Source organism: Bacillus sp. FSL W8-0640 (assembly GCF_038007725.1).
GTDB classification, from domain to species: Bacteria; Bacillota; Bacilli; order Bacillales; family Bacillaceae_G; genus Bacillus_A; species Bacillus_A cereus.
The window spans coordinates 279,426-295,887 of record NZ_JBBOXT010000002.1 but is presented as its reverse complement, the minus strand read 5'-3'; the positions used below and the strand labels follow the sequence as shown (position 1 = coordinate 295,887).

Genomic DNA, 16,462 nt, shown 5'->3' with positions numbered 1-16,462 from the left:
CATTGTACCTCCTATTTGTTAAAAGTGCATACAACATGTTCATATGTTCAAACTTATAAACATGTTAATTAAAAAAATTAATATCCTGCTTCAATCGCAGATACTAATTCTTTCATATAAATTACAAAATTGCTGGTTGTCAAAGAGTAATATACTTCTTTTCCATGTTTCTTTGGTCTAACCAATTCTGCCTGTTTTAGTATTTTTAGATGATGAGATACTGCAGGTCTAGAAATTGACATTTGCTCTGTTATTTGAGTTACATTTAATCCATCTGTTTTAAGTAAAATCATAATAATTTGCTGCCGATTTACATCACCCAATGCTTGGAAAATGGGAGTCGCCAAATTAAATTGTTCGAGAATGTTTTCTCTGTTTTTGCATTCGTAATTCTCCATGATTCGCATCCTTTTTAATTAATATATTTGTAATGATACCATCAGTTAGAGGTAAATGAGCTAATATTACTGATGGTATCATAACTATCTGTATGTATAAGTATATCATCTTTTACAACGATAGTTAGCAAATATAGGAATTAAAATTCAAAGATTTCTTTAGCCTCTATTAATAAATCAACTACTTTTTGACATTCTTCAATCGAGTGGCTACTTGTAACACCAATACGTAATCGGCCCTTATTTACAGGAACACCTGGAGAAATGAAAGCTGCTGTAAACAATCCTTTTTCCATCAACCATGAAGTGACGCTTGCTGTCTTTTTATCATCTCCAACTAGAACAGGGACAATTTGGCTTACAGTATCTAATAAATTGAAACCATTCTCCTGTAATTTATCAATTAAGTATCGTGAATTTCTCCAAAGGTCTTCTCTTAATTGTAAACCGTGTTCTTCCATATATGTTAAAGAAGCAAGGGAAGCCGCTGCAACTGCTGGCGTAGATCCTCTTGAACTCGTATATGATGGTGCATAATATCTTATACCTTTTTCAATTTCTTTATTTGTTACAATAAATCCGCCAACACTACCTACAGCTTTACTCATTGTTCCAACAACAATGTCTACCTGGTCTAAAACACCAAAATGCTCCGCAACTCCTAGTCCGTTCGGTCCAACAACACCAAATGAATGTGCTTCGTCAACCATTACAATCGCGTTATATTCTTTTGCAAGTGCACATATTTTATCTAATGGTGCATAATCTCCATCCGCACTAAATAGGCCATCTACAACGATGATTCTTTTTCCTTTGTCCATGCTTTGTTTTAAAATAGATTCTAGCTTCTTTACATTATTATGTGGGAAGGATCGGATTTGCGCACCTGATAACTGGCTTCCCATGAAAATAGAAATATGATTTAATCTGTCATTTATAATGACATCGTCTGGCCCAGCTAATACAGTTAAAACCCCAATATTTGCAGTCATACCAGATGGGAATATAATTCCAGCTGGCTTATTGTATAGTTTAGCAAGTTTATTTTCTAGTTCATTATGAATCGTTGTATGACCACAAAAGATTTGTGCACCATATGTATTTGTACCAAAATTCTGAATCGCTTCGATGGATTTTTGTTTTAAATAATCATTCTGAGATAATCCTAGATAATCACAAGATCCGAACATCAACATCTTACCGTTTTCCTTTGTTGTAATGTAGTTGTCAGTTGTTGATTCAACTGTTGGGAAGAATGGATAAACGCCTTCTTTCTTCCAGTCTTCAAATTTTTCTACATCAAATCGAGTACGTGTATCAACTGTAGTCGTCATCTTATTAACTCCTTCTACGAATCATAATTTTCTTCCACATTAAGTTTGATTATAAAATCTGTTTATTAATTTAAACAAATTAAAACAAGTTTAAACTATTAAACTTGTAAACATGTATAAACTGCCTTTACCAGATCGTTAACAGTAGGCTTTGATTCTTTTGGATTTAAGTGCTCTTCTACTTCCAGCTCTTGATCAAATTCGTCTTGTAATACGATCATAATTTCTGCGAACAATAATGAATCCACATCTAGATCTTGTAAAGTTGCATCTAAAGCTACTTCATCTACTGAAGCTTCTTCTTTAATTACAGTGATGATCACATCCTGCACTTGTTCATAAGTAAATTTCGTTCCAGTTACGTTAGTCATAACGCACAACCTTTCCATATTTTGTATTTATTTGTTTACAATTAGAAGTTTATTCCAAAAAATGAGAAATGTAAATATTTTTTTCTAAAAAAAATTCTCTTTTTTTAGAAAACTTAGCTTTTTCTACTTCTAAATACAGACTAAAGTTTTGTTGCATTCGAATTGAATATACTCTTGTTTTTGTAGTAATTTCTCATGTATTTGCTTTAATTCTGACGCATACGAATTGTCTATTAGCATAAAAAGCTCTGTTAAATGAATCATAATCTCAATATCCAATAAGATTTTTTTTAGCTCTTTCTCAACCTGTTTTCTCTCTCCACAACCTTCCAGTCTAATAAACTCGTATGTGCAAAATTGCAATTTTTCGTTTAAGTTTTGAATAAAACAGCTGGTTTTTGCATCCATCATCCTCACCCCGCCTTCTGATACACATGAGAACTAATAAGATTATATTCAAATATAAAGAATTGCGTTTATAATATTAGCACAAAAAACAAAACACGTTACATATAATAACAATTTTATCCACAAATTAACAGTTGTTTTTTCTTCTCTGTGTAATATTTTGCTCTATTCTACTCGTTATCTCAGTCATAGCATGGGTTTTCTTACAGTTGTAACAGGATATGTCTCCTATATTTATTGGAGTAACATATGTAGAAAATGATTAAACTTTTTTATAAAAAAACGAGTCAATCAAAAATACTAAGAGCGTATTTTCATCAATCTTTAATTTCTAAGTTTTTGACAATTGGACCCTATCTCATTTACATGTCATATGTGCAAGCACCACATTTGTATTCACTGTTATTTCAACTATTTTTTCACAATCATTGTATTGTATACACTTAGTAATATATTTTAAAATTTCTTTTAATCTATCTAAGTTATTATGAATCTTAAAAAATGTGTTCACGTGTTACATTAAGTAAAGCAAAAATTTCCAAAGTTGCTTTTGTTTCCTCCAAATGACTAGCGATTCGAATTGTTTTTATTACAGCCTTCTTCCCTGCACATATATTCGTTTCTATATAAAAAATAAAACATCATTTTTGGTAATTAAGAAATAAGAAGACCTATCCGTTGAAGATAGGAGTCCAATGCATTCTGTATACTTGTATCCATGTTTTAAGAAGTAATTGTGACAGCAGCTTTTGTTCTTTTATCGTCTACAAAATTAACATTTTCTTCCTTTCATCTATTATTTTTCCAATATATTCTATTAAATACATTAAATCTATGCTACAATTATAAAAACATACGTTCTTTGAAAGGAGGAATTTCCATGTTCAAAAAGTTTAAAAAAGATACAATAGATAATGAAGCAACTATTATGATGGCTGAAGATTCATTCGATATTTTCTTATTCCCTACTAGCCGCGAAAACCAATATCACCTAGTTACAGAAAACTTCCACAATATGGGTTACAATCATTTTTTATTATTCGTCGACAGTGAAAATCATACATTACACATTTATGATGAGATTTCTAACGTCACAAGCGGAACGAGTGCAATTAATAGAATTGGCAAATATCTAATCGTTAAAATGTATGAATTATTAAATTTAAAAGACTATAAAAATGCAAAAGTACTTATTTATTTCCCTGAGTCACATAAAGATTTTGGTTTAGTATCTTACGGTTATCATGCAGAAATAGATGCTTTCGATTTCGGACTTGATATTAGTGATGTAACAAAATATCAACCATTTATAGAACTCGCTAAAAATCATGCATAGTTCATGAAATTGTTAGAAGAAATAGTAAGAAAAAAAGACAAAAGTATTATAACTTTTGTCTTTTTATTTTAAGGTTATCCATTCGTAACTTTCCCATTCTTTAGGCTTCTTATCATACTTTAAACGGCCAGTCGTACAGAATGAAGCAATTATCCATTGAATAAAATTCATCTTGGCATATGGATCTATACAATCTTCTAACTTCTTTAGCTGATAGCCTGTACTATTTTTCTGCCAAATTGTATATAAACGAAAATGAGTTGTCGTAACAAGTCTAGCTTTTGTTGTAACTTGCCATTTAGAAATTTTCGTTAAATCCTCTTTTACTTTTCTCTCATACTCTTGTTTTATCACCTTATAAGTCTTATCTTTATTAATTAATCCATTAGAGATTGTAAAAGGCATTTGATGCACCTCATAAACTGTTCCTTCTTCATCTCCTAAAATATTTGATTCTACTAGAAACATATTTTTTAGTTTTAACTGTTCTGTTAATTCTTTCCCGCTCCGATAAAATGGCTTCTTTATCTTCTGCAACAAGATAACCTGCACAATTAATCCTATCAGTAAAGGATATGCTAATACAAACAATATATTAATAAACATGTTTAAAATAATAACGCCTATTAGTGCAAAAATTGTAAAGTAAATATAGGTTTCTCTTTGATGAATGATTCTACTGTTCAAGCCAAGATACCTCCATTTTGATAGATAGTGAACGCAATATAAACCATCGCCCCTAGTAAAATAGAACAAGCCCCTGGGAAGCTCTGTATTAACTTTATTTCTTTCTTAGGTAGTTTTACACCAAATATAGAAGCTGCATGCTCCAATTGGTCTTTAATCGCTCCTACAAACCCTAAAATTTTAATTAATCGATAAACACTAGCAATCCAAAAGAATAGTAAATGGAAAGCTGTTAATGTAATTGCGGTAAGCATAGCCGATTCTTCTACTACATTGCTAACATATAAGGCTACCACCACCAGCATTTTCGTATCACCCGGTGAAGAAAATTTAAATGTCTCTAACAATAAGCCACATACTAAGGCCATAGTAAGTACAATTACAATCTCTTTTCCCGTTCGTATTCCTGCAAAATACGTAATACCTAAACCTACTATTAAAAAAATGAAATGCCATACATTTTTTGTTTTTCTATACTTTAAGTCAGTAAATACATTAAGTACCATATAACTTAGAAATAATCCCATGATATACAGGCTCATTTTCTTTACTCCCCTCTTAACTTCATATAAAAATACTGTGTAAAAAAGGGACCACTTTTAGAGTAGCCCCCACGTTTATTTTTATATTTATTTTTTATTCCAAGAATCTATATCTGCATTGCTTGATGCTTTTGTGAATCGAGCTAGAATTGTATCATAACCACCTTGGATTGCTTTCCATACAAACGGTCCAATTACTAATACAATAATTACCGCTAAAGCGATTAACATACCGTTTTCTGATGATAACTGTGAATCCTCATTTTTTAACCAATTCTTCATTTTTGCTAACATCGCATTTCGTCTCCTTTATATATCAATTTTAAGAATTTACTAAAATAAGAACTTAACTATTTAAATCTTTTATTACTTATTCCAAGAATTTACGTCTGCATTGCTTGATGCTTTTGTAAATCGTGCCAGGATCGTATCATAACCACCTTGGATTGCTTTCCATACAAACGGTCCAATTACTAATACGATAATGACCGCCAAGGCAATTAACATACCGTTTTCTGATGATAGTTGTGAATCCTCATTTTTTAACCAATTTTTCATTTTTGCTAACATGATTGAATCTCCCTTATCCATTTATTTGAGCTATACATAATAAACATCATTAACCTAAAACTTTTATTACTTGTTCCAAGTATTCACATCTGCATTGCTTGATGCTTTTGTGAATCGAGCTAGAATTGTATCATAGCCACCTTGGATTGCTTTCCATACAAATGGTCCAATTACCAGCACAATAATGACCGCCAAGGCGATTAACATACCATTTTCTGATGATAATTGTGAGTCTTCATTTTTTAACCAATTCTTCATTTTCGTTAACATATATTTTGCTCCTTTACCTATTCCATTTTGAATAATGTTTTTCTATATACTTGCAAATCCTTGCATTAAGGATTGAATAACAATAACCATTGGATAAATCACAATACATCCAATAACTGCGACGTTAAATTTATTCATTTCCATTGGTTTATTTTGAATGAGACGGTTATAGTTCTCATGTTTTAACTCACGCATCATTTTAATCTGTGCATCCATAATACGAAGACTCTGTACCTTGTCCGTTTTTTGCGCTTGTTGCAATGCAATAGTAAAGATATTTACTTCTGGACTATTTAAGGCTGCTGCAAAGTTTCTAAATGGTTGATCCGAACCCGCATACATTTCTAATTCCGCTGTAAGTGTAGATACATACGGTCGAAGATGTCTTCCAGCATATATCTGCGCCTTTTTTACTGCTTCTAATGTTGTATGTGTTTTTAACAACTGCAGCAGTGGAATTAGATACTCTGGTAATTCGAACTTCCTAGCTTCTATCGCCTGCTTGATTCTTCTCTTTAATAGATAATCAGGATAGAAATAAAGCAGTGGTGAAATCAAAACACCCACTTTAAATAAGTAGTAATCATGAAATACCGTACATATCAAGAAAACCGAGGTGAAAATGACGGGATACGCAACCTTCATTTTCAAATATTCTTCTGGTTTCGTATCCAAACCAGCTTCTTCTAATTTCTTCTGGATCTGCTCTTTCTTTTCTTCTGTCAGATACTTATGTGATAACGACTGGAAGGGAGCAAGCATCATTTGATTTAAATTCTTTTTTTCAATTCGTTTTGCATTTTCTACATAGTTTGTAAGTAGGCTACCGCTGTCTTTTTTACTTTGTAGAAAGGTAGAGAATACCCAGTACATGACAACGAATACCACTAAAGCTAAAATCGTAGCCACTTTATTCCCCTCTTTCTGTTGGATTATAATTTGCAATCTTTTCTACACAGGTTGCTAAGAAAAAGACAATGAACATATTTACCGCTAATGCAATTTTCCCCATCATAGAACCTACTAAAAATCCATATGCTTCTTTTGACATCAACATAATTACAATCGGCATGGCAATGACGATTAAGCAGTTTTGTACAAATGCACGTTGTGCTTGTGACAAACTAGAACGTAATCTTGCCAAATATAGCTTTTGTTTTTCGAAATCTTCTGCAATATCTAATAAGACTTGTACTGAATTTGCCCCACCTTCTCGGCTACACACTTCCAACATTTCATGGAAGAAAACCAATTCTCTAAAATTAAAAGTTTCATTGAATCCTTTAAATGCACGGTGCATTGTAGTTCCACCTTCTAATAAAAGAGAAACTTTTTCTATTTCTTCTTGAATACTCTCATGCATCATTGGCTTTACTTGTACTAACACGCGTTTAGCGTTATTACTAATTTGAAGCGCATTCGCTACCGCCTTCATATAAATTGAGAGACGGTCAATGACAACCAAGTAGTAACGTTTTTTTCTTCGATAGAGAAGAAATCTCGGAACTAAAAATCCACATAAAGCAGAAATCAGTGTAAAAGGATCTCTTCCAAAGGAGAAGTAGAATATTGCTGCTATACTCATTCCGGAAAGAATCGTATATACCCAGTACATGCTTTTCGTCAATTTCCACTCGTATTTTTGGGCTTCTTGGATAACAGATTGTGGCAGATACATTCGTATGCCTTTAATATTTCTTAATTCCAAGCGCCTTTCTTCTTTCTCATTTTCTTGTACAAATTGCGAAAGAGCAGAACCTTTAGATTTCGCAAAAAGTAAAACAAGCAATACTACACTAATAAAGATTAATAATATACATCCATAAGCTAACAAACTATGCATACTGCACCTCCTGTTGTGAAAGGAATGGTGCATAAAGAGCTGGGTTTACAGAAGAAGAATGGAATTTCCTCTCCATTTCGGCTGACATTCTTGCTGTAATTTTATGCTGGCCATGAATCTTTCCTACTCTTTCATTCATTTCATCATGTTCCTCGTATGTCGGAATAAACTGAGAAAGTTGATTAAATTGTATATCACCTTGATAATCCAATAATTCGATCATCTCTGTAATATAACGATTCCCATCATCTTTCTTTTCGAAAAAGACAATCACATCAAATGTCTGTGAAATTAATTCATATAAATACTGAGCACCAATATTCGCACCGCTTTGTAGACACATAAGCATTAAACGTCTTACTGCTTCTTTTGCACTTCTTGCATGGACAGAGGTAGAACCAGAGTGTCCCGTTTGGAAGAAGTTAATCATTTTCAGGGCTTCTCCCCCCCTTGATTCCCCTACAAGTAATCTCTTTAGTCCTTGACGTAAAGCATTTGTTAACAATCTATCAAAATCAATTGCATTTTCTTCAACTTCGGATGCCCTACATTGCATCGGAACAAAATGATGCTCTGGAAATATGCGATGTAAATAGAGTTCAGGATTATCTTCCACTACAAGAGTACGTTCATTCTTTGGTATATGAGAAGCAAGGTACTTCATAAACTCCGTTTTCCCTGTTCCTGTTGCTCCAGCAATTAAAATATTCATTTTGGCTTTCACAGCTGCTGCCAAAAAGTCCAACATCTCTTTCGATGCTTGATTTGTGGATAACATACGTTCTTCTGAAGCACGAAGATGATCTGCATTCTTACGAATAGTAATTGTTGTACCAAGTCCAGCAATCTCATCTAAGGCGATATTGATACGAATATAAGGGAACACGCAGTCGACAGATGGCTTTGCTGTATTAAGTGATTCTGACGTACTGTTTACCATCTTATAAGCTAAGGCTTTTACATCTTCTTCAGCTTCATATCGATACTTGTACTTGCATTCTCCCTCACCAATTTTTTCGTATATAATCTCTTTTATTCCATTGATATAAATATCTGTTACATCTTTATCATCAATCAGAGGTTGAATAATTCCAAATCCCACAATATCGTCACACACCATGTTCAGTAACTGTTCAGAAGGTACCTCTGAAATGACGACTTGATTACTTAATAAGAAACTTTTGATGATTTGCTCTACAGCTGCTTTTTTTTCCTTATTCATAAAAGATTCACTTAAGATATCACGATATTCTTTAACTAAAAATGCACGAATTTCATCTGTTATATCTTTAATTTGTTGAGCTGTAGTTGTTCCTAACTTTCGAGCTGATTTGGAACGAATCATATAACCAAAATGATATAAATCAACTCGATTTCGCTTTAAGGCGACTTGTTTTCCCTGTAAATAGCCCCACATACTACTGCCTCCCTTTTAATTTCGTAAACCAAAGAGACCCTTTTTCATAGAGGATGTATGCTGGGTTGGAATATCAAGACCAGCTGCTTCCATAATGTGATGGACCTTTGTATTAATTTGCTGGGAACCAAACTGCATCCCCCATTCGTAACTCGTACGATCCCTGTCATACGGAATTGTCACCGCAATTTTTTGTGAAGAAAGCTTTTCAATATCTTCTACATAATCCTCATCTCCCATATTTAAAACATGAATCATACGAGGCAATGTTAGCTTTGCTTCTTCTAGTAGTTGTAATTCTCTTTTAATTGCTATTGCACCACGAGGGTTGCCATTTAACACATGAACAACAAGGTCTGATTGGTATAGGATTGGATAACTCAGAACCTCAGATAATTCAGTTGGTACTGATAGAATGATAAAATCGTATTCTGTATCTACAAGTGATTCTATAAATGTAGTTACAAACAGTTCTTTGTTTTGAATCTCTGGGAATTGAGCTAAGTTATAACCTGATGGAAACACCAGAAAATCCATCTTATCATGCAATTTTTGCATCAACCTTGGATTCACTTTTTTCTCTAATAAATCTTGCTTGGTACAAATATACTGTGAGAGATTGTATTCATTTTCTTTTCTCACAAGCTCTAAGATGTTTTTACTATCGTGGCTCAGACCAGTTCCAACTGCAAAGCTTGGTCTTACTTGGTCTGCTTCAACATAAAGCACCTTTTTCCCTAAATGAGCTAATTCATTTGCCATTGCAATACTTAATGTGCTTTTCCCTACATTTTCGTTTGTTGCATAAAAGGCCATGATTCTTCCTTGCCGCTCCATCTTAATAACCCCTTTCTTACTTGGATTCGTTCAGATACTGTGCTACATACTCTTTTACATTTTTAGAAATTGGATTAGTCGAATGCTTCTCTACATAGTTTAAAATGTTCTTTTGATCAGATATTTGTGAGAATCCTTCAGCTGGTTCTAATTCTTTCCCTGTTTGTTCCACCTTTTGCCCAACTGCAACAGGAATGACATCTCCAAGTGTTTTTGCACGATTTAAGTATTGAAGTTGTTCAGGTGAAACAGCCAGTGTGTATAATCGCGTTACTTTAGGCTTTTGTTTTCCTTCTTGTTCTTCTTTTGATTCTTTCTTTTCTAGCACAAATGCATCTTCTGTGTTGCTATCTTTTGCAGCGGTCACACGTACACGTTGGAACAGACCACCGAAGACAACCTTCTCATTGTCGCCTTCTTTAACAACCTGTTTGAAATACAAGTCCACATACGTGTTTGGGATAATACTATTCCCTGAACTTGTTTCCAAATCAACGAGTAACGGGAAAGCTACTTCTCCTTCTTTCAAATTTAAAATAGCAGAGTCCGGTAACTCTTCTTTCTTTACTACTTTGTTTTTAAAGAGATAGCTATTTTCAGTAATGGGCTGTCCATCATTTGTCCACTTCCCTACAACCTCTTTTTTATTTGCACGTAATGCATTTGGGGGAATCGCATCACCAGGTAATGTTCGTTCCACTAGCATGTCTTCTTTAATTTCTGTATGCGCAGGTATATCCTTTGCGGCTACAACAATTTTCGTTGGTTTTACTGCATTTTCGACTGCGAAATGATTGTACCCATAGATACCCGCTACTGTTGCAGCAGCTAAACCTACCGCAATAATCTGCTTCTTTTGAAACTTAGATGGCTTCAATGTTTGTATTCCTCCTTATGTAGCCTTTAAACGCAAAAAAAGGACACACCTATGGCATAATGCGCCTTAGGTGTGTCCTTTTAGCTAATCTAAAGTCTATATGAAAATGTTGGATTTGTTTTCTTTAATATTACAATTTCAATATTATGATATATAGAGTTTTATGTCAATCATTTCTAAAAAAAATATTATTTTTACCATTTTAAATCTCTGATTCCAAAACTTAAAAAGGTTGTCATATCAAGGTTTTTAAGCTATTAATCAGCTCATAAATATTGTGAAATTAGTCTAACTTAACTGCATATTTCAGGGTGGTCGGTTGCTATCCTTTCTCTTTCATTTTATGGAGAAAGGAGGTGATCGCATGAAAATACTTTCCATAATAGTAATTGAAATTTTAAAAGTAATTGTTAGAGAAGTCGCTGAATTTTTTGCAAAACGAATAGGTAAATACCTATCAACGTCTTGGAAGAAAACACAAAAAAAGCGACGAAAAACGAAAAGAACCACCCACAATGCCTGCAAGCGTGTGAAGGGCGGTTCTAAGAAAAAATAAACTTTTTTTAGCAACTAGCCACCTTGCGGTAACAGTTACATAAGGCGAGATGTTGGAGCATCTCGTCTTCTTTAGTTTATGAAAAAACTATTGTTATAATACTTCTACACTTATTATAACATCAACTATTGTACATGTTATGCAGATTTATCCGCGATAGTTGATAAAAAAAACATTATTATTAAAACGAAATCAATTTTGTTCCTGTTTCAAAATACTTTGCAGGAGCATAACTTGTCCCATTTCGATCCCGAAATTCATTTCCAATATATAACGATACAATCATTGCGATTACTCCAACAAAAATCACTCGTCTCACACGCTGCTTTTTCTTTTTATCCACTCAAATTTCCCCTTTCTATGAAAAAAGGCACACCCCATTAAGGGGTGTGCCTTTGGTTTATCCATTCAGCTACTAGTTTAAGAAGGATTATATACTTTTGTCGATTCAAGTCATTATACAATACTATTTAACTAATTTCTATTCTTCATATAGTACCAATTTGACAAATCAGTAATAATATTTTCCTTTCCAACCCAATTCCAACCTGGTGTTTGCACAGGGAATGGAAGATCCGCAAGTACCCTTCTCTTTTTGAAATCATCGTACGCAACACCTTTAATTTCCACTTCATTTGTCAGGCACAAACTCATTTCATTCACACCTGCTGGGTTTGTTTCAACATTGAACGTATATTTTCCATCTTTCGTTTTTAATGGCGCATACCATTTACGTTGGCCATCAATAATTTTTTCTTGCCCATCCCAATATAAAGACTTAGTTGCTCTTTTACTATCGAAGACATGTCCTGTTACTTCAGACAAATACATATTTTTAGGTAGAGATTTTGATGTTAAGCCATTATTAGAAACACTCTCTAAATCCTGTGTTGTTTTTAGTCCTTCGTCTGCAAATGGATATTGTGCAGTTGCTTTTGTAAATACACCTGGATAATTGGCATTCCAATCATTTTTGTATTTTCCGTTTACTTCATAAGAAAAACCATACCCAGCATGGAGCTTAGATGGTGCTAAACTATCAATACTTCCACTCAATGTTTCATAGTACATTTCTCCAATTGTATCTTCTTTAGACACACGTTCACTTACTGTTTCTACCACACCTTTTACACTCGTTACTCCGCACATCCCTTTTTCATGAGATGGTGCATAGATAGCTGTTTTAATAGGATTATTTTTGTATGTGGTTTCTTCTATATCTAGCCGATTACCAACAGGGTTAATTTCTGCCTGAATTGTTCCTTTCCCCTTATGTTGCCAGCCAAGGTTCAAAGTTTTCTTTTCCCCCTCAGTTAATCTTACCTTTTCTGATGCTACTTGTTGTCCATTATGCTTGAGCACGACTACTGTTTCAGGATTTGCATATTTCGCTTCTAGTGCATCTAACTTTTTAATTTTATTTTTCTCTTTTTCTAACTTCTGCCTTGCTGAATCTAACCTACTTGCTGCACTGTCCAGTCTATTTTCTTCCCAAGAGCAGTCCCTATCATAGTAGTGATCCTTCCCGTCGGCATCTACCTCATGAATTGGATTACGACGGCAATAACTAAGACTAGACTGCGCACTATCTCTATCGGATTCAGAACTATTTACTTCTTGCTGGGACTTATTAAAATTGTTATTTACCTTTTCTCTATATTGGTCACGTTCTGGTTTAAAATTATCACGCGAGACATCTATTCTTGTTTTTATATTTTTTCCTTCTCTTCCTGTTTCTCCTTCGATTCTGTCACTAGAAAAGTCAATTTTATATTTAAAGTCATCTTCATCACCTGGATCTGGGTTAGGTGTTACTTCAGTACCACAGTTACCATCTATATTGAAATCAACAGTTTTCTCGTTTGATTCCCTCTGAACAGCATCAAGAACTTTAATTTTCGCAGTATATCGGCCACACAGTTGTGGCTGCCACTTTAGTTCTTCTGACTTAAATTGCCCTGCATCACCCTCATTTGGTTTTTGATTATCTTTTTGCGGAGTTGAACGCAGGTAATTTTCTTGATGGTACACAGTTTCACCATCTTTTGTAATATCTAACATCCATTTAACTCGGTTTCGTTCTCCAGCAGCTTTTTGATAAGGGTTTATTGTTGTTCCATTAGGATCCCGGTCATTGTATCCTTTATTTTTACTTACATATTCAAAACCGTTAAATGTTAATTTTACGGGCATATCTTTTTTCCCACTCGTAGCTTTAAAATCTTTTATTTGAGGTTTACTTGTGCGTACATACCACAGGCTATACCTATTCACATCATTTACACCACCAGCCCCTGCATATCCGCCAGAAAGATAGGCAATGTCCCTAATCCAATAGAAATGACCATAAGATTCATAGGATTCTTGATTTGTAATCTTATGTGGAATTAAATATTTTAAAACAAACTGAGAGTTACCCCAATATTTATCTGTAATTATGTTATTTGTAATTCTCTCCACTTCAGTTACCATTCTATCTCCCACTACAACTAAAGGATTAATGTAGCCGTCATTTGATATACGCACATAAGGGTCTGAATGGTCTTCATTTTGGATAAGGTTTTCCCTTGGATTCCCCCAATTAAAAGAACCATTATAAACAGCAGGAAAATGTATATCGGCTTTATATGCAAACTCTTTTGGCTTATAGCTACTGCCAGACCTAAGTAGTTTTCCCTTTAATTGTAATTCATCTGATGCTAAAATCGTAGTTTCATTTCCATCATAAAATGGTACATCACTATTTCCCGCACTTGCTACTGACGGTAATAACAAAATTAAAGAAGTACAGGTTAATAATATTTTTTTTCTCAGTTTCATAAAATCCCTCCTTTAAACATAAAAAAGGACACACCTGTACCTTGGGAGGTACGTAAGGTGTGTCCTTTACGTAAATAAATCAAATTTATTCATTAATTGTTATATTACATATTTCAATATATCAAATGAAACATTGAATTGCAATGATATTATACACGTACTTGAATGTACATCATGTGGTCAGCTGTAGAATGCCCTACACGAATCTTATAGTTTCCTTTTTCATAGTTATTAATTTCTTGAGCATCTACAGTTTCTTGAATTTCTTTATCTAGAACTAAATCAGAATTTAACATCGTAGTCCACTTTTTAGCTAATTCAATAGTTGCTTCGTTATTATCTAAGAAAATAATTTTAAAATCATTCTCACTAGTTGCATTAACGTATACTTGTGCCCCAATTGTACCTTCTGGTAAATACATGTTTTTGTCAATTATTCTAATAGTTCCATTTAAATCTGCATACTTAAGGTTAGTGCCATATTTAGCATTCACACTCTTGATAAGATTTTGCGCTTCTGTAGAAATTGATTTTTGAGCCATTGGATTTTTCATAGCGTTTGGATTATACGTAACTTCCTCTGTAACTAAAGCTTTATCTATACTTGATGGTAAATTTGTATCTGGTTTTTCTTCTGGTTTTGTTTCAGGTTTTGGATCTGGCTTCACTTCTGGTTTTGTTTCAGGTTTTGGGTCTGGCTTCACTTCTGGTTTTGGATCTGGTTTTGTTTCAGGTTTTGGGTCTGGCTTCACTTCTGGTTTTGGATCTGGTTTTGTTTCAGGTTTTGGGTCTGGTTTTACTTCTGGTTTTGGATCTGGTTTTGGGTCTGGCTTCACTTCTGGTTTTGTTTCAGGTTTTGGGTCTGGTTTTGTTTCAGGTTTCGGGTCTGGTTTTACTTCTGGTTTTGTTTCTTTTTCAACTGCATTAATAGAGTTATATAAGAACTGACTATACGCTTCACGTGTTACAAACATTTTTGGAGAATACATATTACCTCCTGTACCAATAGTAACTCCATTTTCCTCTAATGCACTAATTGCACCGTAAGACCAAGAATTCTTATCAACATCTGAAAATTTTGTTGTTTTCGTTGCCTTAAATTTAAAAGCATTTGTAAGTACTTGTGCCATTTGTTCACGAGTTAAAATATCATCTGGACCATATTTCCCGTCACCAAAGCCATTCACAAGTCCTGCTTTAGCAAGTGCTAAGATTTCTTTTTCAAACAAATGTCCTCTAATATCAGTAAACGGATTTTTGAAGCTAGCATCTGCATCTGCTGGTTTTACGTACATATAAATCATACGAGCAACTTGCCCACGAGTTACATTGTCACCAAAGCCAAAGATATTATTTCCGTACCCTTGCACTACTTTACGGTTTGTTAAATCATAAATTGCTTTTGTAGACCAGTGATTTGCTGGAACATCATTGAATTTTAATGAGTCTGTGTTATCAGCCTTAGCAGTAAATGCTCCTGCTCCTAGTAATGATGTACCCATAATTGTTAATGCTGTTGCTGTTTTTAAAAATTTGTTAGCCATTGTTTGTTCCTCCAAGTATATTAGTTTTTTTATAGATTCCTTTATTGTACCGAATTTAAATATAAAATCCATATAATTTAACATATAATTTTATAAATTAGCATTTTTTATAACCGCTGTTCTGTATGGGAAATATTACCATATAAAAATAGACTTGTAAAGTATTTATATGTATTTATTTATAAATATATATTTCTAGTAAAAAAACTACACTTTTCAGTATAGTTTTTACCTCTTTTTATACATATTGATATTTTCAACGGAAATAGATTTGCCCCATTCCATCTTTGTTAGCCCATATCGGTGCTTTCACACTATCAATCCCTATCATTTTAAAAATAAAGAAGTGATGTTCAGCTTTTATCTTAAAATTTAATGGCTGATTATGATCTACGCGCCCTTTAGTATATTCATATTTCCATCCATCCATATTCTGCTCTTTCATTTTCTTCTCTATATCAGGAATTAGATTTACGTTTTTTCCTTCATATGTGTACTGAAAACCACCTGTTTGTTCTGCTAACTCTACTGTACTAGAAGCAAAATCATGTGCCTTTACTAACTGCATTCCATACAGTACACCTTCTGGTATAAGAGTTATCAATAATAAAGAAAGCGTTAGAAAAAGCGCTGTTGTTACTGTATTTTGCAT

Annotated in this window: 20 protein-coding genes; 2 read left to right on the top strand and 18 right to left on the bottom strand. The window is 33.6% G+C overall.

All coding sequences use genetic code 11. The features are described 5' to 3' along the window. Window positions 1-77: 77 nt before the first annotated feature. The 4 genes from N2V80_RS28595 to N2V80_RS28580 form a co-directional block, all read right to left on the bottom strand. Complete coding sequence (locus N2V80_RS28595; protein ID WP_044306992.1) at window positions 78-398, bottom strand: ArsR/SmtB family transcription factor; 321 nt, start codon at window positions 396-398, stop codon at window positions 78-80. 140 nt (window positions 399-538) lie between these two features. After that, complete coding sequence (locus N2V80_RS28590; RefSeq protein ID WP_061655852.1) at window positions 539-1,732, bottom strand: aminotransferase class I/II-fold pyridoxal phosphate-dependent enzyme; 1,194 nt, start codon at window positions 1,730-1,732, stop codon at window positions 539-541. A gap of 98 nt (window positions 1,733-1,830) precedes the next feature. Continuing rightward, complete coding sequence (locus tag N2V80_RS28585; protein WP_044306994.1) at window positions 1,831-2,103, bottom strand: acyl carrier protein; 273 nt, start codon at window positions 2,101-2,103, stop codon at window positions 1,831-1,833. Window positions 2,104-2,232: 129 nt separating this feature from the next. Beyond that, on the bottom strand, window positions 2,233-2,514 hold the full coding sequence (locus N2V80_RS28580; protein WP_080450989.1) for a hypothetical protein: 282 nt from the start codon (window positions 2,512-2,514) through the stop codon (window positions 2,233-2,235). Between the two features lie 877 nt (window positions 2,515-3,391). Here N2V80_RS28580 and N2V80_RS28575 point away from each other — a divergent pair. After that, on the top strand, window positions 3,392-3,847 hold the full coding sequence (locus N2V80_RS28575; RefSeq protein WP_061655851.1) for a hypothetical protein: 456 nt from the start codon (window positions 3,392-3,394) through the stop codon (window positions 3,845-3,847). 63 nt (window positions 3,848-3,910) lie between these two features. On the opposite strand, the gene N2V80_RS28570 is transcribed toward N2V80_RS28575, so the two are convergent. The 10 genes from N2V80_RS28570 to cpaB all read right to left on the bottom strand — a co-directional run bounded on the left by N2V80_RS28570 (window position 3,911) and on the right by cpaB (window position 10,890). Beyond that, the gene (locus N2V80_RS28570; protein ID WP_044306996.1) at window positions 3,911-4,534 is read right to left on the bottom strand and encodes a hypothetical protein; all 624 of its coding nucleotides are present in this window, start codon (window positions 4,532-4,534) and stop codon (window positions 3,911-3,913) included. Further along, a complete protein-coding gene (locus N2V80_RS28565) occupies window positions 4,531-5,076 on the bottom strand; it encodes a hypothetical protein (protein ID WP_061655850.1) in 546 nt (181 codons plus the stop codon). Before N2V80_RS28565 ends, N2V80_RS28570 begins: the two co-directional genes overlap by 4 nt. Window positions 5,077-5,163: 87 nt before the next feature. Further along, window positions 5,164-5,370: a hypothetical protein gene (locus N2V80_RS28560; RefSeq protein ID WP_000879952.1), complete on the bottom strand. Its 207-nt coding sequence runs from the start codon at window positions 5,368-5,370 to the stop codon at window positions 5,164-5,166. Between the two features lie 72 nt (window positions 5,371-5,442). Beyond that, the gene (locus N2V80_RS28555) at window positions 5,443-5,646 is read right to left on the bottom strand and encodes a hypothetical protein (protein ID WP_000879955.1); all 204 of its coding nucleotides are present in this window, start codon (window positions 5,644-5,646) and stop codon (window positions 5,443-5,445) included. Between the two features lie 66 nt (window positions 5,647-5,712). Continuing rightward, window positions 5,713-5,916: a hypothetical protein gene (locus N2V80_RS28550; protein ID WP_000956355.1), complete on the bottom strand. Its 204-nt coding sequence runs from the start codon at window positions 5,914-5,916 to the stop codon at window positions 5,713-5,715. 42 nt (window positions 5,917-5,958) lie between these two features. Beyond that, window positions 5,959-6,825, bottom strand: coding sequence for a hypothetical protein (locus N2V80_RS28545; protein ID WP_061655849.1), 867 nt, complete (start codon window positions 6,823-6,825; stop codon window positions 5,959-5,961). A gap of 1 nt (window position 6,826) precedes the next feature. Beyond that, the gene (locus N2V80_RS28540) at window positions 6,827-7,759 is read right to left on the bottom strand and encodes a hypothetical protein (protein ID WP_061655848.1); all 933 of its coding nucleotides are present in this window, start codon (window positions 7,757-7,759) and stop codon (window positions 6,827-6,829) included. Then, complete coding sequence (locus N2V80_RS28535; RefSeq protein WP_061655847.1) at window positions 7,752-9,176, bottom strand: CpaF family protein; 1,425 nt, start codon at window positions 9,174-9,176, stop codon at window positions 7,752-7,754. The genes N2V80_RS28540 and N2V80_RS28535 overlap by 8 nt, the downstream gene beginning before the upstream one ends. Before the next feature lie 15 nt (window positions 9,177-9,191). Next, complete coding sequence (locus tag N2V80_RS28530; protein WP_061655846.1) at window positions 9,192-10,013, bottom strand: AAA family ATPase; 822 nt, start codon at window positions 10,011-10,013, stop codon at window positions 9,192-9,194. Between the two features lie 16 nt (window positions 10,014-10,029). Further along, window positions 10,030-10,890: a Flp pilus assembly protein CpaB gene (cpaB, locus tag N2V80_RS28525; RefSeq protein ID WP_061655845.1), complete on the bottom strand. Its 861-nt coding sequence runs from the start codon at window positions 10,888-10,890 to the stop codon at window positions 10,030-10,032. 364 nt (window positions 10,891-11,254) lie between these two features. Here cpaB and N2V80_RS28520 point away from each other — a divergent pair, with 364 nt between their 5' ends. Beyond that, complete coding sequence (locus N2V80_RS28520; RefSeq protein ID WP_061655844.1) at window positions 11,255-11,446, top strand: hypothetical protein; 192 nt, start codon at window positions 11,255-11,257, stop codon at window positions 11,444-11,446. A gap of 181 nt (window positions 11,447-11,627) precedes the next feature. On the opposite strand, the gene N2V80_RS28515 is transcribed toward N2V80_RS28520, so the two are convergent. The 4 genes from N2V80_RS28515 to N2V80_RS28500 all read right to left on the bottom strand — a co-directional run bounded on the left by N2V80_RS28515 (window position 11,628) and on the right by N2V80_RS28500 (window position 16,462). Beyond that, window positions 11,628-11,789 (bottom strand): hypothetical protein, encoded by a 162-nt coding sequence (locus N2V80_RS28515; RefSeq protein ID WP_172793979.1) that lies wholly within the window; start codon window positions 11,787-11,789, stop codon window positions 11,628-11,630. A 131-nt stretch (window positions 11,790-11,920) separates the two neighbouring features. Beyond that, window positions 11,921-14,266, bottom strand: coding sequence for a hypothetical protein (locus N2V80_RS28510; protein ID WP_061655843.1), 2,346 nt, complete (start codon window positions 14,264-14,266; stop codon window positions 11,921-11,923). Window positions 14,267-14,415: 149 nt separating this feature from the next. Then, complete coding sequence (locus N2V80_RS28505; protein ID WP_340981026.1) at window positions 14,416-15,810, bottom strand: S-layer homology domain-containing protein; 1,395 nt, start codon at window positions 15,808-15,810, stop codon at window positions 14,416-14,418. Window positions 15,811-16,066: 256 nt separating this feature from the next. Next, on the bottom strand, window positions 16,067-16,462 hold the full coding sequence (locus N2V80_RS28500) for a DUF4320 family protein (protein ID WP_001181745.1): 396 nt from the start codon (window positions 16,460-16,462) through the stop codon (window positions 16,067-16,069).